The following is a 19,984-nucleotide window of genomic DNA, read 5'->3' on the forward strand; positions in this document are numbered from 1 at the left end:
CAAACTTTTTCTGGGCTTAGCGGTTAGTACCTACTTAGTTAGCTAGGTTTGTGTAGGTAATGAAGTGCACTGTATAATATAAAAGCTGGTGGTAGTTTAGCTACTCACACCAGCCCTCAAAATAACCAATCCAAAACCGTCTAACTAATCCTTAGTCGGTTTTTCTTTCTCAAAAGAGAGGATCATTAGCCGCACCAGTAATCTTTAAATGCTCAGTCACAATAATGGTTTTAACCTGCTCTATACCGAGTTGTTCAAGGATTCTAACGAGGTTCTTTTTTGCCCTTTGTTCTCTTTCCTTTTTGACTTTACACTTAACTTTTTCGCGCTGTGCCTCTCGCTTATTAAAAAACTCAAACCGTTGTTGCTCACTCATAGAGTGAGAAACCTTTAGCCCAACCTCACGCTTACTTTGATAATCAATAAAGCATTTCATTTTAAGGTGGCTATGCTTTGCATCTTCCTTATCTAATTCAACATCGGCATACCCTCTACCAATTGGGCTTGTAGATTGACCGTTGAGCCATGCGAGCAAGATTGAACGGTGAATAATGTCCATTCGAACTAGCTCCTCAAAAGCTGCTGGTGCTAATTTTTCCAAATATTCTAATGTGATTGGTGTTGGCAGTTCATTTAAATTAATCATTAGCTGCCTCCAAGTGAGTGTATTTTTTTAGTAACTCTTTGCGTCTTGCTACAAGTTCAGAAACAAATTTTTTAATTTGCTCATCGTTATAGCCTACTATTGTTACGGCAAGCGTTGCGTTTATTTCTGTTTCATAATAAGCGACACCACGTTGTCCAGTTGATATTGGTGGGGGCATTAGTCCAGCTTTTATTTTTTCTTGCTGCTTAGTTCGAGCCCAAGGAACAATTTCCATTAGCTCTTTGGTGCGAATTAATTTAAGAATATCTACCATCTTGTTACCTCTTGTTGAGTGTTGTTAATAAACTAAGAGGTAATTTATGAGATTTTAAAGTAGCTAACGGGGAAGATAATTTAAAAAATTAAAGAAGATTTTCCCTTTCTAGCTTTTTAATAGCTTTTTTGACTGCATCAATATTAGAGCCTGAAATGTGATACTCCTCAAATATACAAACCAATATTTTTCTAAACATAGTTTTTTTGTCATCGTTTAAGCCTGCTTTATTAGCAACTCTGCACCAACCACCAAACAATCGAATAATGAAATAATCCTTAGATGTTAGCTTTCTATGTTTTAGCTTAAAATTTGTTAAATCCTTTTCAAGGGTATCAATAGAACTCCATTGTTCACGTACTTTTTCACCTTTGTAATACCTTAAATCATTTCTTATTTTTTTTATTTCTGATAGTTTTTTTTCAAGCTTTGATATTTCAGCAATTTCATTTTTCATTAAGTCAGATTTAGTGCCATCTGTTGCCTGCTCAATGTTAGAGGTTGCAATCATCACAAGCAGGTTTATCCCGTTCAGTATAAGTGTGTTATTTTCATGATCCTTTAACCCCAATTCTATCATTATATTTTTAGCTAAATAGTTAACGGTTTTATTACCCTCAAGCTCAGAGTAAGTAACTAACTCATTTCTTTTCATATTACTTTCAACCCCTTGATCCCTGCCAAGGAGCTACTCCCACTAGCCGCATTTTCGATATATTCAGACCACCAGCACATCATCACTTTTCTACGCTCAAAGTAATCTGTACGGTTATATGCTCTCCTTACTTCGTTTGTATCAACATGCGCGAGTGCCGCTTCTATTACGTCAGGATCAAACCCTTGTGCATTAAGCGTTGTACTGGCAAGCGAGCGTAAACCATGCGCCACCAGCTCGCCTTTAAATCCCATACGCTTTATTGCTGCATTGGCTGTTTGCACGTTTGTATGGCTGCGTGGGTCTCTGTCTGCGGGAAATACATATTGTCGGTGTGCGCTTAATGGTTTCATTAGTTCAAGTAAAGCGAGTGTTTGCGGTGTAAGGGGTACGCGTTGCTCTTTGCCCTTTTTCATTTGCTCGGCAGGTATAACCCACACACCACTATTTAAGTCTATATCTTGCCATTTAGCTGTTGCAGCCTCATTAGGGCGTGTCATGGTGTGTAACTGCCATTCTATTAAACAACGTGTTGTAAGCTTAATACTGGCGCGATTTAAGGCGCTCATAAGCTCTGGCAATCTATCCACTTCAATAGACGGCATAGCGCTTTTTTTAGGCGCTTGGAAAGCTTGCCTTATATTCGCTAGTGGATTGGCTTCTATAAGCCCACAGTTAACCGCATGCACCATTACTTCGTTAATACGCTGGCATAGTCTTTTTACAGTCTCTAAACTGCCCTTTGCCTCTATGGGTCGCACTAGCTCTATTACTTGAAAGGCTTTTAATTTACTTATTGGTTCATCACCAAACGCAGGAAAGGCATGATTAGTTAGCAGATTTAAAGCGGCTTGTGCTGTTTGTGGTTTTATTTCTGTTTTCTTTTTTTCAAACCACATTAAAGAAACTGCTTTAAATGTTTGTAGGTGTGTTTCTTGTGCTTGCTTTTCATCTAGCTGGCGCTGGTGGATAGGGTCGATATTTTCAAGTACTAGGGCTTTATATTTCTTATGACGTTCTCTAGCAGTTTTAAGGCTTATATCAGGGTAAGAGCCAAGCCCCATATTTTTACGTTTTTTAGTAATTGGCGCTGTGTAGTTATAAAGCCAAAATTTACCTCCACTGGGCTTTATTCGTAATGTTAAGCCGCCACCGTCAGTAAGGTTATATTCTTTATCATCTGGTTCAGCTGATTTGACTCGGTTTGCAGTGAGTTTGTGAATAGCCATTTGTAACAACGATCCCTATGTAAAATTCCAGTTGTTACGTTTAGTGTTACAACAAATCGCGGTTGTTACAAGTTTTAAACGGTCTTTAATGGTTAAGCTATAGGCATAAAAAAACCCGCAAGGCTCGAATTAACTAGCGTTGCGGGTCTTTTACGGTTCTTAGCAACGTATCTAAAAACCTTTATTGGTGGAGCTGGGGGGATTTGAACCCCCGTCCGAAAAGCCTCGACCGTCGGTACTACATGTTTAGTATTGTCATTTAATTAACCTTTAAATCCCGGACAAACACGGTAGATAAAGGCGAGGCCGCTTAGTTTTAACGCTTCAACCCCGGCCAGGGTTTCCGTCGCGATCAGGTGTTAGGGTGACACTCCAAAATCCAGTCCACAAGAATACATGGAAGGAGCGCTAGCCAGCCTAAGCTGCTAGAGAGTAGTTATCGTCGTTTGCGATTACTTTAAATTGCGGCTTTTTTACGAGGCAAACCGCACCTCGACATGCACCTTGGGCTTCTTGAATTCCGTCGAATCCTAATCAGCCCCTGAATAAGGTTACTCATTCAGAGCGTGCGAGCAGTATAACTGAGTAACCCATCAATACTCAACACCTTAGGCGTTTTATTTTATTGGTTGGTTAATCCTGCATCAAACACACTTTTAAATGTAAAATATTGGACAATTAAGAAACAATTACTTAACAAGCATGATGCTTTATGCTCAAATGTAGGGCTAGACCTTGGTCTAATACAATATAAAAAAATAATAACAGGCATATTACCTAGAGGATTTATAAATGTCGGTTTTTTCTTTTGATGAGCAAACGGGGCATATCTCTTTGCTCTCCCACCCTAATGTCTCAGGTTTAGCCTCAACAGCAACACAGCTTATTGAATTAATTAGTCAGTCAGAATATTGCGAGTGTGACATTATTGTTAGCAATATTGGTAAGTTGTTTGCTCAAAATAACGACGAAGAGATCTCCTCTTTGGTGGTTGCTCAAGCCATTGATGCAAAGCTAACCATTAACATTGATGAAAAAAATATGCTTGTTGAAGCTACCCTTATTACTGCTAAGGGCGGTAAATTACTTAACATGGAACAAGCAATTGACGTGTTAGCTCAGGCAGGGATTGTAAAGGGTATTAGCTCTCATGCATTAGAACAGTTATTGGCACAACAATTTGAACAACCCTCAGGAAGCACGCATTGCGCTGAAGTCGCTTTTGGTCGCGCGCCTAAAGTGGGTAACGATGCCAAATTTGTGCGTCTTTGCTGCACAGCGCAAGACCGCGTACTTAGCCCGCAAGCTAAGGGCGGTGGTAAAGTCGATATGAGAAACCTAGGTGATATTATTACTGTAAAACCTGGGTGTGAACTAATGCGGCGTATTCCAGCAACATCGGGAGTTGATGGCTTTACTGTGTTTGGAGATGTGCTAACTGCAATCCCTGGCAAAGAGCATAAATTACAACCTTTTGACGGTACTAAAATTGCGCCCGATAACCCCAACTTACTAATTGCCGACTGTACTGGTGTACCGGTTGCCCTTCCCCGTGGTATGCGTGTTGATGATGTTTTATGTTTTCATAATATTGACCCAAGTACCGGCCATGTTGAATTTGATGGCAGTATTATAGTCAGTGGTGATATAAAAGATGGCATGCGCGTGACTGCTACCGGCGATATTACTGTTTTAGGTTTTGTTGAATCGGCGCAGTTAAAAAGTAATAACGCCATCACAATAGTAAAGGGGGCAATTGGCAGAAAACGAGAAGCCGATGAGCCATTCACCTGTTCTATTTTTGCTAAACGAACCGTTGCACTTGGTTACTCTCAATACTGTGACATAAAAACGGAGCAAAACTTATTAATAGAACGCCAATCATTACATTGTGACTTGAGTGCTGGAAATTTAATTAGGGTTGGCAGCGCAAAAGATCCTAAAGGGAAAATTATTGGTGGTCATATTCTAGACGCAATGCGCATTGAAACAGGTGAATTGGGCGCACCAGCAGGAACTAAAACCCGTGTTTGCATCGCACAGCGATGGTATGTGCTAAAACAAAAACAAGCGCAAATCACTGACTTTGAAAAAGTTTTAATCAGTAAGTCAATTGAACTACAGCAAGCGCGCCAGCGAATTAATAAACAAGTTGCAAGCGCACAGCGTCAGCAGTTTTTGAATAAAATAACAACGAATGAAGAACACATAGCAAACCGAAGCGCCAGTATCAGTCAGCAAAAGCAGTTGCTAAGAAAGAAAATGGCGCAGCTTTTAGCGCTCAGTCGTTTGAAAGTTAATGAGCTTATGCACCCCGGGGTGGAGCTTAAAATTGCACGAGAATCAATTAGCTTTTCGCGTAATTATCCTCCTCATTTAATCACCCACAGTGAAGGTAAAATAACGCAATCGTTTTAATAACGCATATTAAGACTGGCTCAGCCCACACAGTGAACACTCATTAATATGAGCTGAGTTTATGCTAATCTTGGTTGCTTACTTCGTCTTCGTTTTGTTGTGTTTCATCTATAGCAAGTGGCCAACCACCTAGTTGCTGCCAACGATTAACAATTAAACAATATAATTCAGCGGTGCGTTCTGTATCGTATAACGCAGAATGTGCTTGTTTGTTATCAAACTCTATTCCTGCCGCGCGGCACGCTTTAGCCAATACAGTTTGGCCTAGCGCTAACCCTGCAAGTGATGTGGTATCAAAACTTACAAATGGATGAAATGGTGTGCGTTTAATATTATTACGCTCAATTGCCGCATTTAAAAAGCCATGATCAAAAGCCGCATTGTGAGCAACCACCACAGAGCGCTGGCACCCTGCCGCTTTTTGCGCTTTTCGCACTACTTTACAAATTTCTTTAATGGCTTCTTCTTCGGGTACTGCGCCTCTAAGTGCTGAAAAAGGCTCAATACCATTGAACTCAATGGCGGCTTGTTCAATGTTTGCTCCCTCAAAGGGTTGCACATGAAAATGAACGGTATGATCTATGCTAAGCAATCCCTCGTCATCCATTTTTAAAACGGATGCTGCAATTTCAAGTAGTGCGTCGGTTTCTTTGTTAAAACCGGCGGTTTCAACATCAATAACCACTGGAAAAAAGCCACGAAAGCGTTGTGCGAAAAGTGTTTGCTCAGTATTTGCCATAGTATTCTTGGTTTATAGGGATTAGCTATCTATTATGTCAAAATTAGGGGGCTGTCGGCTAGGGGATTTATTGATTTATTACAGCTAAACTATAGGCATGTTACTTGCTTGGTAATTAGGGTCTGTTGACCTTTGCGGATTAAAATTTGTTCAAGCTAGGGGCGGTTTAATCGCGGCGCGAGGTTTGTAACCTAGTGGGCTAAGTAAAAACCGAGCAACAAAGAGTAAATCGCCCCTAGGCAGAACCCAAAGGGCAGCGCCTGTTTGGCATTAATGCTGTGTTATCGCCTATTTATGGGGAATAACCACACCACATAGGCTCTGCCTTGCCTAAATACCAAACAGGCTGCTGCAAATTTAACCTTGAAAGGTCAACAGACCCTAGCGTTTGCGCTGAATTATTTGCTGTTGCGTAATATTTTACGGTTTTTGTCACTTTTTTGGCAGAGCTTAATGGAGAGTTCTTGATGAAGTATAAGTTGTTATTTATTAGCCTAAGCATTAGCGGTGTACTGTATAGTTTTAATACGACTGCAGCTATGCGCCAATATACTGCTGACCAAGATAATTCAAATTGGAACTTGGTTAAAACAACTCGCTTACAATGCCAATTAAATCATGAAGTTCCCTACTATGGTGAGGCTGTTTTTAAAGCATCTGCAAGTAAAAATAAAGATCTTACCTTTAATTTAGACATGGTGGTACGCCCAGAAAATTACGCGATTGCCGGTTTAAAAGCGGTGCCACCTAGTTGGCGAGCAGGTCGCCCTGCCCGTGATATTGCTGATATGAAATTACTTAAAAAGTTTGATGGTGAACTAGGTAATAAAACAGCGTGGGAAATGCTAACTGAGCTTGAAAAAGGCAACCAACCTACCTTTTACTATCAAGATTGGCAAAATAGTGCCGACAAAATTGCCGTGGGAATGTCTAATATCAACTTTAAACAAGCTTATTGGGCGTTTTTACAATGTCGCGACGAATTACTGCCATATAATTTTGAAGATATTTCGTTCACTATAATGAACTACGAATCGAATAGCAGTAAATTAACCAAATCATCTCAGCAGCGCCTTGATAAAATTGCTGAGTATTTAAAAAACGACCCGAGTATAGAATCAATTAGTATTGCATCGTACACCGATAGTTATGGCGGTCGCTGGAATAACCTCGATTTATCAAGAAAGCGTGCTAAGGAGATTAAAGATTACATGGTTGGCTTAGGCGTTGATGAAGCTAAAGTGGTTACTGAAGGCTTTGGTGAAAAACGCTTTGTAGATACTAATGACAATATTTTAGGCCGTGATAAAAACCGCCGCTTAGTGATTCAAATCGCTAAAATGTAAATTGTCGTATTCCTTTTCGACCGACGGTGTAATGGATAACGCTTTCGGTCAATACATACCATTTTTGTGATGCCTATTTTATACATAGCAAACAACCTCCCTTTTAATTATTAACATTTAGCTTTTTATTTTTTCATTTATATTAATAAGTTAAATTTCCTTTTTTTGATGATTTTGGCTTTTTTAATACAGTTGTAAATAGAAGATTACATTTTATTTTGTCTCTTTTATGACAAAACTATTTAAGTTTTACACAACTAGTTATATCTTGCGTGTCTCTCACGTTTGATCAGGATCATTAAGTGCTTAAAAATAAAACAATAGGTAGCATGTTAATTGTTGCAGGAACCACCATAGGTGCAGGTATGCTTGCCCTGCCTATCGCCTCTGCAGGGCTTGGATTTAATACCGCGATGGTATTAATTATCGGTTGTTGGTTACTTATGACCTACACCGCTTTACTTATGTTGGAACTACATCAATACGCCCCTCGCGACGCCACCTTAAATACCTTGGCTAAGCTTTGGCTAGGTAAGCGCGGTCAGTATGTAGCTAACTTTTCAATGATATTTTTATTTTATGCGTTATGCGCGGCCTACATAGCAGGTGGCGGAGCCCAGCTACAAGAACGTATAAACACTGGTTTTAACTTAAGTATTGCCCCACAGTTAGGCTCCGTTATTTTAGCGGTGGTGATTGCAGGTGTTGTCACTTTAGGCACCAGCAAGGTAGATAAGCTTAATAGAGTGCTGTTTAGTATAAAAATAGTGGTATTGGGTAGCTTATTTTATATGCTTACGCCTTATGTGCATGGCCAGCACTTACTTGAAATGCCGGTTGAGCAAGGGCTTATATTATCGGCCATCCCTGTGGTATTTACCTCTTTTGGTTTTCATGGCTCTATTCCTTCTATTGTTAAATACGTTGGCCTTGAAATAAAAACATTACGCAAAGTAATGATTGCAGGTGCCTCTTTACCGCTGGTTATTTATATTTTTTGGCAAGTGTTAAGCCAAGGTATAATGAGCCAAGCCCAACTTCTCGAAAGTGAAGGCTTAAGCGGGTTTGTAGCCAGTGTGGCAAGTATTGCTAACAACACGAGCGTTTCTACAGCGGTTAAGCTTTTTGCTGATTTAGCGCTGGCAACGTCATTTTTGGGAGTGAGCTTAGGGTTGTTTGACTTTTTTGCCGACACATTCAAAAAAGCAGATACGGGCGCAGATAGAATAAAAACTGCATTTATTACCTTTATTCCTCCTCTTGGGTTTGCTTTATTTTATCCGCAAGGATTTATTATGGCATTAGGTTATGCCGCTATTGCATTGGTGATATTGGCTGTATTTTTGCCGGTGAGTATGGTGTACAAACAGCGTCAAGGCGTTGAAAAAAGCGGTTATAAAGTACGAAGCGGTAATATTGGTTTAGCCATAGCAGCATTGTGTGGTATTTCAATTATTAGTGCGCAATGCCTACAAATGGCAGGCTTAATACCTGCAATAGGTTAATACCCAATAATAAGTAATATTCTATTGGCAATCCCCCCAAACAAGAGTTTGGGGGGATTGCCATGCAAACGCTAACGTTAAAACACGATTGCTTTTCCTCGGCCGCTTTGCTCTGACGCCGCATCTAATTTGCCATTATGATTAATAATCACATGCATATCACCAAAGTGGCGTTCATCCACTGTGTAGCCCATTTTTATCAGCTGTTGTTTTACTGATGGCTCCAAGCCGGCATGTGCTCTGATCACATTTTTTGGCCATAACTGATGATGAAAACGTGGGCTATTTACCACATCATCGGCGCTCATGTTAAATTCAATCGCGTTGAGTATTGATTGATACACCGAGCTAATAATGGTGGTGCCACCCGGTGAACCTGTTACCATTTTCACTTGGTTATTACTTAATAAAATAGTGGGGGTCATAGAGCTGAGCATACGTTTATGCGGCTGAATTTCATTTGCTTTGCCGCCAATGGCACCAAATACATTCATAACCCCGGGTTTAGCGCTAAAGTCATCCATTTCATCGTTTAAAATAAAGCCTGCGCCTTCTACCACCACACCACTACCAAAGCCTAAATTAATGGTGGTGGTATTAGCTACAGCGTTACCCATGTTATCGACAATGGAAAAGTGAGTGGTTTGCTCGCTTTCTTTTAAACCGGGTTTAATGTTTTCGGTGGTTGAAATAGCCTTTAAATCTATACTGCTACTACGGTTTTTAAGATAATTTTCTGCAAGTAGTTTTGCTGTAGGTACTTGGTAAAAATCAGGATCGCCTAAGTACTCTGCTCTATCGGCAAATACTCGCTTACCTATTTCAGCCAATAAATGCACATACCCTACTGAATTATGTTGTTGTGCAGGCGTTGGTTTTTTAAGCTCATACATTTTCAGCCATTGCAATATAGCAATGCCGCCTGAACTTGGTGGCGGTGAAGTAAGCACTTGGTAGCCATTCCAGTTCGCTTTTATAGGAGTCCGCGATTTAGCACGATAACGTTTTAAGTCATCTTGGTTAATGATCCCGCCATGTTGGTGCATAAATTTTGCAATAATTGCGGCAGTTTCACCTTGATAAAAGCCATCTTGACCGTCATCGCGAATGCGTTTGAGTGTGGCAGCTAGCTCTGGTTGTTTAAAAAGCGCACCTGCCGTAGCTGTAGCAAAATAACTGGCAAAATTTACTTTAATGTTTTTATTATTTAGATGCGCTATATAGTCCTCAATCAGCTGAGCCAACTTTTCAGGCACAACAAAGCCCTGCTCTGCTAATGTTACCGCAGGTTGCACTAACGCTTTCCACGGTAACGTACCATGCTTTTTATGGGCTAACCACATTCCTGCGACACTGCCAGGCACGCCACTAGCGTGTATGCCGTAAATAGATTTATTTTCAATTACTTGCCCCTGCTCATCTAAATACATATCACGATGCGCGGCACTGGGCGCGGTTTCGCGGTAATCTATAAAATCACCTTTTCCATCTTTATGGATAAGCATAAACCCACCGCCACCAATATTACCCGCTTCGGGGAGCGTAACGGCTAATACAAACTGAGCAGCAATAGCTGCATCAATCGCGTTGCCGCCTTGCTCTAACACGGCTTTTGCAGCGTGGGCACTAAATGTGTCGGGCATCGCCACCGCACTTTGTTTAGCCGCTACATTAAAAAAGCCTACTTGTATTATTAAGACACTGCTAATAATTAGCTTGCGTGGTGAAAAAAGTGATCCCATCCCATATCCTTAGGTTATTTTTATACATTGATGGCAAACATTAATGCACAGTAACAAACACTAGGTCAATATTTATACGCCACATTTAAAGAGCTTAGGATTGTTGTTAGATTATCCACATGACTTTGAATAAAGTACGGCTGTTAAATTTGAGCCATCCTCTGTATGAATATAATAATGTTTAAGCTGCATACCGAGTTTTTTCATAACATTAATTGAGCCAACATTTGAGGTCAGTGCTGTAGCGCTAATTGCCTTTACTTGGCGTTGTTTTTCAAGCTCTGAACAAATAGCGCCTGCCGCTTCGATAGCATACCCTTTGCCCCAACTCACTTGCTTAAACCGCCAGCCCACTTCAATATCACTAAAATCAGGCGTATCTGAAAAAAAGCCCATCGGCCGAACAAGCACCCATCCTATAAAGGTATTGCTTTCACGCAAGGTTACTTGCCATAACCCCCACCCTTGTTGCTCGTTACGATAAGCAAGCATTCTAGGAATACTGACTGTTTTTATCTCTTCAAGCGAAGTGGGTTTACCTTGTGTTAAATACTGCATAACGGCTGGGTCTTGATCGAGCTCGTATAATTGCGGCCAATCATGTTCGTCCATTAATTTAAAACTTAATCGTGTTGTTACAGCTATGTTCATTTTCATTGTTGTATAGTTACCCCTGAAATATAATTTTCTCTAAAGGAGATAGTAAATGAAGAAATTAGCAGGTTTAGCTTTATTAGGCACTTTAATTACGTTAACTGGCTGTGAAGATGCCAACGAAGTAAAACAAGATGCAAAAGAAACAAGCGCTCAAGTGAAAGAAAAGCTTGATGAAACTTGGAATGAAGTAAAGGAAAAAACCAATGAGCTTAAAAATGATGAATCATTAAATGAGCTACTTGAAGAGAGTAAAGAAATGGGCTTAGACATGTACGACGACGGCAAAGAAGTAGCTGTTGATGCATGGATTAAAAGCAAAGAAGCGGCTGGCGAGCTGACTGAAAAAACCAAGCAAAAAGCACGTGAAATTGCCGCAGAAATTGAGCAGGCACGTAAAGAACATAAAGAAGGTTAATTATTTTTAACCATAAAAAAAAGGTAAGCCATGGCTTACCTTTTTTGTTTTACTTTTAAAGTAAAATATAGATTATAGTTCAAAGTCTTTTTTGAATTTTAAACCAAACTCACTACGATCATTACTGCGCATAACGCCAACAAAGCCAGTTTGCTGTAGACGTCCTACATCGTAAACTTCGTTTAATACGTTTTCGCCATATAACGTTACTTCCATATCACCGTATGGGTTAGTGTAAGAAATATTAAAGCCAACGAGCTCACGCGAATCAATCGTTTCACTCTTATTGAAAACTGATTGACCTTGCATTTCACTGCGGTATGAGTAATTTGCATTCAATGCAACTGTGCCACCATTACTTAAATCTACAAAGTAAGAAGGCGCAACCATCACTGTCCAACGCGGAGTCAATGCTGGTGAATCACCTTTACCAATACCTTGTACGCCCTCGGCGACTTCGGTAATCTCTGAGTCTAAATAACCTACCGCACTGCGAATAGTAAAGTCATCAGTTATTGCAATTGTGGTTTCAAGTTCAATACCTTGCGCTTTAGACTGACCTGCATTCTCAACAATAGTTACAAAGCCACCACCCGCAGTTGGATCTGAGAATGGTAGTGCTAAGTCAGTGTAGTCGGTAACAAACATCGCAAGCATCATAGACACATTTTCATGTACTTGGCCTTTTAAACCAATTTCGTAGTTAACTGCTTTGGTTTCATCAAACGATACAAACTGATCTGGACCACCAAATGGGCGCGGCGGGAAACCACCTGTTTGATAGCCTTTTTGTACTTGGCCGTACACATTCATATTATTGCTAAGCTGATATGAAGCATTAATATCCCATGTCACTGCATTAAAGTCTGCACTAATGTATTTACGCTCTGAAAAGCTTGGGAAAATCGCATTCGCGTCTTTTTTATCTTCTGAGTAACGAAGACCACCGCCAATTGTTAAATCATCCGTTAAATCATAGCTACCGTTAATGTAAGCTGCGTATGAGTTTGTTTCTTGATTGATTTCAAAAAATCCAAAGCCACCAAATGACGGAGTAACTCCATCATTTAACAGACCATTTGGCGTGTTAAACGGGCTAAATACAAAATCTTCTGAGCGAGTAAAACCATCTTCATTAAAGAAATATAAGCCTGATACAAAGTCCATTTTGTCAAACGTTGCGTTTAACTGAACTTCAAAAGAGTATTGATCTGCACCGCCTACTTCTGGGAACTCAGATAAGTTAAGTGGTGATGCATCATCATCTAAGCCACCTTCATACTCAGAAGTGCGGTAGCTTGAAATAAACTTAGTTGTATACGTGTTATTAATTGCCCAATCAGCGGTAAATGACGTACCCCAACCTGAATATGAGGTTGATTCAATACCGGCAACTGTTGTGCCTAAATCATCTGGATTCGATGGAATTAAGTCTTCAGTTAATAATGGGAAATCGCCATTGAATACATCATTTGAATCTAATGAATCTGTTAGTTCAATAGTATAAGGTGATTGACCTGATTCATTATCAACCCCATCTAATGAGAAAGTAAACGCTAAGTCGCTGGTGGCTTCGTATTTAAGCGCGATACGACCACTAAACTCTTGCTCTTCACCAATTTCTTTTTCAGGGTTAGCTAAATTTACCGCCGTACCTACACCGTCACGTTGTTTGTATGACGCACTGGCTGACATGCTTAAATCATTGGTTAGTGCATTATTAAAGTAAATATCGCCAGCAATACGCCCACGGCTACCCACTTTAGCAGTTGTCGTTAAAATACCTTCATCACCAGGCTGCTTAGTAATTACGTTTACTGCACCACCTAATGTATTACGGCCATAAAGCGTGCCTTGTGGTCCACGTAGAACTTCAACTCGCTCAACATTAGGAAGCGATAAGTTAGACCCCATTTGGCGACCTAGGTAAACGCCATCTAGGTAAACACCTACACCGGGATCGGTTGTTATAATGTGATCTTGTAAACCAATGCCGCGAATAAATACAGAAGCATGTGCCGCGTTACCAACACCATAACGAGTAATGTTTAAGTTAGGAACGTATTTGCCAATGTCTTCTAAGTTACCCATATTGGCTTTATCAATAAGGTTAGCGCCTATTGATGTAATTGCAGTTGGAGATTCGAACAAGCTCTCGGTACGTTTACGTGCTGTAACTTCAATTTTTTCAAACGCGTCTTGTTTGGCAGTGGTTTTAGCTTCTTGTGCATTTACGGAAGTTGTTAGGGCTGCAATAACCGCTAAACTTAACTGTGAGAGGGTGCGTAATTTCAAGGTTTTCTCCAAAGGGTATTAATTTAATTATGCGTTATATGTTGTGTAAACATAAACTGTAGGCATAAAAAAAGATGCTTAGATGCATCTTTCCTCTGGGAGTGTATTGTATTACATAAAAGTTACAAAATGTATATTTAACTTTAGTTTATACAAAAAAATTAATTTTCAGTTTTTAATCTGAACTAATTATCTCAATAATGACGCAACTTTGGTTTTAAATTAAGACTTTAACATTAGCCAGCAGCCATGTTGTGCATAAATCGCACACATAATTTATTGTGAAAAACACATTAAAGCTACATGAGATTATGACAATATCCAAAGACCCTTTATATTTAAGTCTACAGCAAAGCCATTTTTAGGTGAAAAGCATGACAAAAAAACAGACCACACAATCAGCTAACATGCTTTTTAACAACAACCACTATAATCCATTATTTTTTACTACATTGAATAACGACATATTGTTAGTCTGCTATTCAGCCCTAAATTCTCTTACTAATTACGAACTTTTAAACCAATTTATTCATACAAATAATTACCAAGGGCTCGTTATTTTTAATATCCCTAAAAATACCGATGCGGCTTCACTCAAAGAATGGCCAAATTTACAAGGTCTTTTTTATCAAGATACTAGTGAAGAGTTGTTCAATAGAGGGTTAGATGCAATTAAACAAGGTGAATTGTGGTTTCCACGAACCATTAGTGACATTTGGATGCGCCAAATGCTCGATACAGAGCAAAAAAACGCTTTGCAAACAACTAACCTAACCGATAAAGAAATTAAAGTACTCAATCTACTCTTTAGCGGACTTCATTCCAGTGCTATTGCTGATAGTTTATTTATAAGTGAAGCGACGGTGAGAGTGCACTTACATAAAATTTATAAAAAAATAGCGGTCAAAAATAAACAGCAAGCAATTCGTTGGTGCCAAGATAACTTAAAAAATATAAATTCACGTTTATAACTAAAAAAATAATTACTACTTAATACGTACTGCAGTAAATATTATCTCATCATAAATAATTCAAAAAACTCAGCTAGTTACATTACCTTAAAATATAAAAGCCTTAATTTTCAATCACAGTCATGTGTTCTTGTTGCAAAAAGGTAGTGAAAAGTACTTAATTTATTAATTTTAATTAGAAAAAAGTTAATACTCGTCTTATACTGCAGCGGGATACACATGAAATTAAATAGGATACACAATGAAAAAACTATCTGTAGCAGTAGCAATTTGTTGCGCACTTGCCACAAGCAACGCGAGTGCTGAAGTTCGTATTAATGGGTTTGCTTCTATTGTCGGTGGTAAGTCGCTCGATAGTGATCAAACTTTATATGGATATGATGATGATATTTCATTCAAAAATGAAAGCGTATTTGCTCTTCAGCTAACTGCTGATTTGCAAGAGAAGCTATCCGCTACAGCCCAAATAGTGGCTCGCGGCGAAAATGATTTTGATGCCGATTTTGAATGGGCATACTTAACTTATGAGATATCTGACGAATTACAGATCAGTGCTGGTAAAATGCGTGCACCGTTTTATCGTTACTCTGACTTTTTAGATGTTGGCTATACCTACCGCTGGGTGCGCCCACCTCAGTCTGTATATAACTTACCTTTTTCAACCTATGAAGGCCTAAGCTTATTACATACAACTCAGCTTGGTGATTGGGACTCTACTCTACAGGTTATTTACGGCAGCTTCGATGATAATATCGCGGTTGTATCAGTAAATGGTGATACCGAGCTTAATGATATTGCAGGGTTAAACTGGACATTAAGTTACGATTGGTTCAGTGCTCGCGCTGCTTACTTTGTTGCCGAAACGAGTATTGAGATTGAAAATGATACGGCCGAAGGTATGGCCCTTAACGGCTTAGAACAAGCCCTTCGTAACTCAGGTTTTGTTGACCAAGCAAACAGTATTGCTATTGACGAAGACGATGGTGCATTTTTAGCGCTTGGCTTTTCAATTGATTACAACAATATCTTGTTTGACGCTGAATACACACAGTTTGAAGTAGATAACAGTGCGCTCGCTAAGCAAACTCAATATTACACATCCTTAGGCTACCGTATGGATGAATGGCTTGTTCATTTAACCTATGAAAATAACGATGATGAGCATGACAGTAATCGTTATAATGCAATCCCAACTGTGCCGCAATTAAATGCTGGCCTTAACCAAGTTTTGGAAGGCTCTAAAGCAAAAAGTAATGTGTACACTATTGGTGCTCGTTATGATTTCCACCCAATGGCTGCCTTAAAAGTAGACTTTAGCCGCTTAAAAGATGACATAACAAATACTGAAACCGACGTAGTGGCCGTTGGCGTTGATTTAGTATTTTAATTGGAGCGAATCATGAAAAAATTAATTTTAGCCAGCATGCTAACATTATGTAGCTCAGCAGTTTTTGCTGAAGTTGCAGTCATCATTAACCCTGCGAATGCTAATGCAGTAAGCCAAGACGATATTAAAAAAATATACCTTGGCAAGAGCAAATCGTTTGCCGATGGCACCAAAGTGAACCCTGTTAATCAAAATGGCACTGCAGTCGCTGATGAATTTAACGACAAACTTGTTGGTAAATCGGGTAGTCAGTTAAATGCCTATTGGTCAAAGCTCGTATTTACAGGTAAAGGCACACCGCCGGGTAAACTTGATAATGACCAAGCTGTGATTGATTTTGTCGCTGCTAATGCAGATGCAATTGGCTATATCGATAGCGCCAAAGTAAGTGATAAAGTTAAAGTAGTGGGTAAGTATTAATCTGCTAAATTAAAATAAAAGCCCGCAATAAATACTTTATTGCGGGCTTTTTTATCCCTTAACGTTTTACAAAATCATAAAACGTTAAAGTAATGTGCTTTAGCAACTATTCAATTTTAAACTTAGCAGTTGCATCTAATAAGTTATCTGAAAGGTAATGTAAGTTTTTAGCCACATCTCTTACTGCTTTTAGTGAGCTCATAGTATCTTCAAATGAAACATGCATATTAGATACGTTGTCTACAACCATTGCAGCAACAGAGGTTTGCTCTTCTGTTGCAGCTGCAATTTGCGAGTTCATGCCATTAATTTCTAGTATTTGCTCTGCAATTTTTTCAATCGAAACACCGGTTTGCTCTGCTGCACTAGCATTATCGGTTGCCATATCTCTTGCAGAGGTCATCGCGCTTACAGATTCATTAGCTGCCACACTTAATGTACTTAACAATTCACGTATTTCATTAGTTGACTGCGCCGTACGAGAGGCAAGCTCACGGACTTCATCTGCAACCACGGCAAAGCCTCGGCCATGTTCACCCGCGCGTGCAGCTTCTATTGCGGCATTTAGGGCTAATAAGTTTGTTTGCTCGGCAATGGATGTAATTACATTTAATATTTGCGATACATTTTTAGTGTCATCAGCTAACTTATTAATGGTGCTGGCCGCTATATTAATTTCATCACTTAGCGTTCGCGACGCATTTACAGACATTTTTACTTGTATTCGGCTTTGATCTACTTCTTTTTCTGCGGTTTGCACGGCATTAGATGCGCTTGCAGCTGATTGTGAAATATCACCCACGCTTTGCTTCATTTCTTCCATCGACTGTTTAACAACATCTGCATCGGTGGTTTGTTTGGTGGTCGCTCTCTCCGCTCGCTCCATCCCTTGTACAAGACGGGTTGAATTTTCCATTAACGGTTCACATACCGCGATGACTTCTAAAACGGTTTCTCTAAGCAGGCTAATAAAAGCATTAAAGTTTATAGATACCTGTCCTATTTCATCCTCTGAGTTAACAGCAAGCTTGGTACTTAACGACCCTTTACCACTTGCCAAAAGGCTTAAATTATTAGCGGCATCACTAGCGGATGAACCGATATTACGCGCTATCCAAATAGCCATAAGTAATAACAGTGCTAATGAAACTACCGCAACAACCAGCATTAAGTTAAGTGCGTCATCTGAGCGAGCTTTTGTATTAGCAACAAGCTGGAAAAAGCGATCATCTGCTTTTTGCTGTGCGCTTTTAAAGCTGGTTAATACGGCTTCATATAGGCTTGTTTTAAGCTGAGCTTGTTGTTGAATTTTACTGAAATCTGCCGTGCCATTAACCATACCATTGGCAATAGTTGCAGATATTTTTTCGTAATTAGCTAGTCGTGTTTTTGTATCATTATCAATATAAGAGGTATTAATTGCCTCAATCGCACCAAGATTAGTAACCAACTGCGCATAGGTTTCACTCGCCTTTGTTACTAAGTCTTGCTCACCAAAGGTTACAGCCTGGGTGTATAATTCATCTAATTTTTCTAAAATACTAACGTTAGCCAAGGTTAATTTGGCTACTTTATAAGACGATTTCTCCATTTCATTGAGTGATATGCGATTTTCGTTCATGGCAAAGTAGTTAACCAAAACGATTACTAAGAATGCGATGATCGCTATAGATGTAATTGCATGTATTTTTTTAGTAATGCTGAGGTTTTTAAAAGAGAAACCTGAAGCCATATTCATTTACTCCGTTTAATTATCTATAGTTATTATCGGCTTAAGATGCATAAATGTTAACTTTATTTTTAACTTTAGACGCTTTTTATACATAAAGTTAAATATACCGTAATATTCTTTTGTAAACACTAACAATTGAAATATAGAGTGTTCTACTCAATGATCAACATTAATCCTAAAAGAGTTGTTCAATATTTTAAATTTTAGGCACAAAAAAACCAGTAACATTACTGTTACTGGTTTTTGTATTTGGTGCGGATGGGGGGACTTGAACCCCCACGCCCGAAAGCACTACCCCCTCAAGGTAGCGTGTCTACCAATTCCACCACATCCGCATTTTTTAAGCTATTGCTTAGTGTTAAGTCCGCATGTTTATTTGAGGGAAATAAACAACTTAACGATTTAAAACTAAATTAATTTGGTACGTCAGAGCTTTGCTCTTTAGTTGATGTGACTGGCACATCTTCTTCAACTGGAGTCACTGTTTCAACAGTTGGAGCCGCTTCTAGGTTTTCCCATTCGTCAGTCTTTTTAATTTGACCGGCAGTTAGGTTACCTAACACAATACTAAGCACAAAAAAGATTGTAGCTAATACCGTTGTCGTTTTCGTCATGAAATTCCCAGCCCCAGAAGAACCGAAAACTGTAGACGATGCGCCGGCACCAAATGATGACCCCATGTCCGCACCTTTACCTTGTTGGATCAAAACCATACCAACAAGCGCTAAAGCTACAATTAAATACACTACTAATAAAATTTCGTACATCTTATACGGTCCCTTTTGCACTATTGCAGATAGCAGTAAATGATTCTGCTTTTAAACTTGCGCCTCCAATTAGGCCGCCGTCTATATCTGTTTGCGCAAATAATAATTCGCTATTTTTTTCATTAACGCTACCACCATATAAGATGGTTAGCCCTTGTGCTAAATCGCTATCTAGTGCAGCAATTTTGTCACGGATAAATTTGTGAACACTTTGTGCCTGTTCAGGCGATGCAGTCTTACCTGTGCCTATAGCCCAAACGGGCTCATATGCTATCACAGATTCTTTTAGTGCTGCTACACCTAATTTATTAATTACCGCGTCAATCTGCGCAGCAACTACTTGTTCTGTTTGACCGCTTTCTTGCTCTGTTTCGCTTTCGCCAACACATAAAATAGGCGTTAGACCTACTTGTTGCGCGCGAGCAAATTTTGCAGCAACGGTATCATTGCTTTCTTTGTATATGCTGCGTCGTTCAGAGTGACCAACCAGTACATATTTCGCACCGAGCTGCTTAATTAGCTCGGCATCTACTTCACCAGTAAATGCACCTGGGGTATTTTCAGACACTGTTTGCGTGCCTGTTGTTACACCACTTGCAATCATTGCTGGGACTAGAGGAAACGGAGGAAATAAAACAATGTTTACTTCAGAAGATTTAACATCGTTAATAGCATCAGACAGTTGTTGAACGAGTTCTAATGAACCATTCATTTTCCAGTTGCCTGCGACCATCGCTTTGCGTGCTGCCATTTTTCCACTCCACATTAGAAAGCGGGCGAGATATT

At 39.5% G+C, this 19,984-nt stretch carries 18 protein-coding genes, 1 tRNA gene and 1 other RNA gene; 7 read left to right on the forward strand and 13 right to left on the reverse strand.

Annotated elements, in window-relative coordinates:
• Positions 1-169: 169 nt before the first annotated feature.
• The 5 genes from BM380_RS11155 to ssrA form a co-directional block, all read right to left on the reverse strand.
• Entirely contained in the window at positions 170-646 is a 477-nt protein-coding gene (locus BM380_RS11155; protein WP_090494388.1) for a hypothetical protein, read from the reverse strand.
• On the reverse strand, positions 639-920 hold the full coding sequence (locus BM380_RS11160) for a helix-turn-helix transcriptional regulator (protein WP_064662581.1): 282 nt from the start codon (positions 918-920) through the stop codon (positions 639-641). The genes BM380_RS11155 and BM380_RS11160 overlap by 8 nt, the downstream gene beginning before the upstream one ends.
• Before the next feature lie 88 nt (positions 921-1,008).
• The gene (locus tag BM380_RS11165; protein WP_076923158.1) at positions 1,009-1,575 is read right to left on the reverse strand and encodes a hypothetical protein; all 567 of its coding nucleotides are present in this window, start codon (positions 1,573-1,575) and stop codon (positions 1,009-1,011) included.
• Complete coding sequence (locus BM380_RS11170) at positions 1,572-2,804, reverse strand: integrase domain-containing protein (protein WP_090494390.1); 1,233 nt, start codon at positions 2,802-2,804, stop codon at positions 1,572-1,574. The genes BM380_RS11165 and BM380_RS11170 overlap by 4 nt, the downstream gene beginning before the upstream one ends.
• 185 nt (positions 2,805-2,989) lie before the next feature.
• Positions 2,990-3,346, reverse strand: a transfer-messenger RNA (tmRNA) gene (gene ssrA, locus BM380_RS11175).
• Positions 3,347-3,596: 250 nt separating this feature from the next.
• Here ssrA and BM380_RS11180 point away from each other — a divergent pair.
• A complete protein-coding gene (locus BM380_RS11180) occupies positions 3,597-5,222 on the forward strand; it encodes a DUF342 domain-containing protein (RefSeq protein ID WP_090494392.1) in 1,626 nt (541 codons plus the stop codon).
• A gap of 64 nt (positions 5,223-5,286) precedes the next feature.
• Here BM380_RS11180 and rnt read toward each other — a convergent pair whose 3' ends face one another.
• Positions 5,287-5,961, reverse strand: coding sequence for a ribonuclease T (gene rnt, locus BM380_RS11185; RefSeq protein WP_013465481.1), 675 nt, complete (start codon positions 5,959-5,961; stop codon positions 5,287-5,289).
• Positions 5,962-6,428: 467 nt separating this feature from the next.
• Here rnt and BM380_RS11190 point away from each other — a divergent pair, with 467 nt between their 5' ends.
• Together BM380_RS11190 and BM380_RS11195 are read left to right on the forward strand one after the other, a co-directional pair.
• On the forward strand, positions 6,429-7,307 hold the full coding sequence (locus BM380_RS11190) for a flagellar protein MotY (RefSeq protein ID WP_090494394.1): 879 nt from the start codon (positions 6,429-6,431) through the stop codon (positions 7,305-7,307).
• 302 nt (positions 7,308-7,609) lie between these two features.
• On the forward strand, positions 7,610-8,812 hold the full coding sequence (locus BM380_RS11195) for an aromatic amino acid transport family protein (protein WP_090494396.1): 1,203 nt from the start codon (positions 7,610-7,612) through the stop codon (positions 8,810-8,812).
• 77 nt (positions 8,813-8,889) lie between these two features.
• On the opposite strand, the gene ggt is transcribed toward BM380_RS11195, so the two are convergent.
• Both ggt and BM380_RS11205 read right to left on the reverse strand, forming a co-directional pair.
• On the reverse strand, positions 8,890-10,554 hold the full coding sequence (ggt, locus tag BM380_RS11200; protein WP_016899256.1) for a gamma-glutamyltransferase: 1,665 nt from the start codon (positions 10,552-10,554) through the stop codon (positions 8,890-8,892).
• Between the two features lie 111 nt (positions 10,555-10,665).
• Positions 10,666-11,211 carry a GNAT family N-acetyltransferase gene (locus BM380_RS11205; RefSeq protein ID WP_090494398.1) on the reverse strand — a complete coding sequence of 182 codons (546 nt, stop codon included), beginning with the start codon at positions 11,209-11,211 and terminating at the stop codon, positions 10,666-10,668.
• Between the two features lie 49 nt (positions 11,212-11,260).
• On the opposite strand from BM380_RS11205, the gene BM380_RS11210 reads away from it, so the two are divergent.
• A complete protein-coding gene (locus BM380_RS11210) occupies positions 11,261-11,626 on the forward strand; it encodes a hypothetical protein (RefSeq protein WP_013465487.1) in 366 nt (121 codons plus the stop codon).
• 72 nt (positions 11,627-11,698) lie between these two features.
• Here BM380_RS11210 and BM380_RS11215 read toward each other — a convergent pair whose 3' ends face one another.
• Entirely contained in the window at positions 11,699-13,921 is a 2,223-nt protein-coding gene (locus tag BM380_RS11215) for a TonB-dependent receptor (protein ID WP_013465488.1), read from the reverse strand.
• Positions 13,922-14,295: 374 nt separating this feature from the next.
• Between BM380_RS11215 and BM380_RS11220 the strand changes: the two genes are divergently transcribed.
• The 3 genes from BM380_RS11220 (at position 14,296) to BM380_RS11230 (ending at position 16,699) form a co-directional block, all read left to right on the forward strand.
• Positions 14,296-14,892: a LuxR C-terminal-related transcriptional regulator gene (locus BM380_RS11220; protein ID WP_090494400.1), complete on the forward strand. Its 597-nt coding sequence runs from the start codon at positions 14,296-14,298 to the stop codon at positions 14,890-14,892.
• A 241-nt stretch (positions 14,893-15,133) separates the two neighbouring features.
• Positions 15,134-16,279, forward strand: a complete 1,146-nt coding sequence (locus tag BM380_RS11225; protein ID WP_013465491.1) for a porin — start codon at positions 15,134-15,136, stop codon at positions 16,277-16,279.
• Between the two features lie 12 nt (positions 16,280-16,291).
• Positions 16,292-16,699 carry a type 2 periplasmic-binding domain-containing protein gene (locus BM380_RS11230; RefSeq protein ID WP_013465492.1) on the forward strand — a complete coding sequence of 136 codons (408 nt, stop codon included), beginning with the start codon at positions 16,292-16,294 and terminating at the stop codon, positions 16,697-16,699.
• Positions 16,700-16,805: 106 nt separating this feature from the next.
• Here the strand turns inward: BM380_RS11230 and BM380_RS11235 are convergent, their stop codons facing one another.
• From BM380_RS11235 to tpiA, 4 genes are all read right to left on the reverse strand, one after another.
• A complete protein-coding gene (locus tag BM380_RS11235) occupies positions 16,806-18,431 on the reverse strand; it encodes a methyl-accepting chemotaxis protein (RefSeq protein WP_013465493.1) in 1,626 nt (541 codons plus the stop codon).
• 250 nt (positions 18,432-18,681) lie between these two features.
• A tRNA-Leu gene (locus tag BM380_RS11240) sits at positions 18,682-18,766 on the reverse strand.
• Positions 18,767-18,844: 78 nt separating this feature from the next.
• A complete protein-coding gene (gene secG / locus BM380_RS11245) occupies positions 18,845-19,198 on the reverse strand; it encodes a preprotein translocase subunit SecG (protein WP_090494402.1) in 354 nt (117 codons plus the stop codon).
• A 1-nt stretch (position 19,199) separates the two neighbouring features.
• The gene (tpiA, locus tag BM380_RS11250; protein ID WP_013465495.1) at positions 19,200-19,949 is read right to left on the reverse strand and encodes a triose-phosphate isomerase; all 750 of its coding nucleotides are present in this window, start codon (positions 19,947-19,949) and stop codon (positions 19,200-19,202) included.
• Positions 19,950-19,984: the final 35 nt, after the last annotated feature.

Source organism: Pseudoalteromonas sp. DSM 26666, assembly GCF_900116475.1.
GTDB classification, from domain to species: Bacteria; Pseudomonadota; Gammaproteobacteria; order Enterobacterales; family Alteromonadaceae; genus Pseudoalteromonas; species Pseudoalteromonas tetraodonis.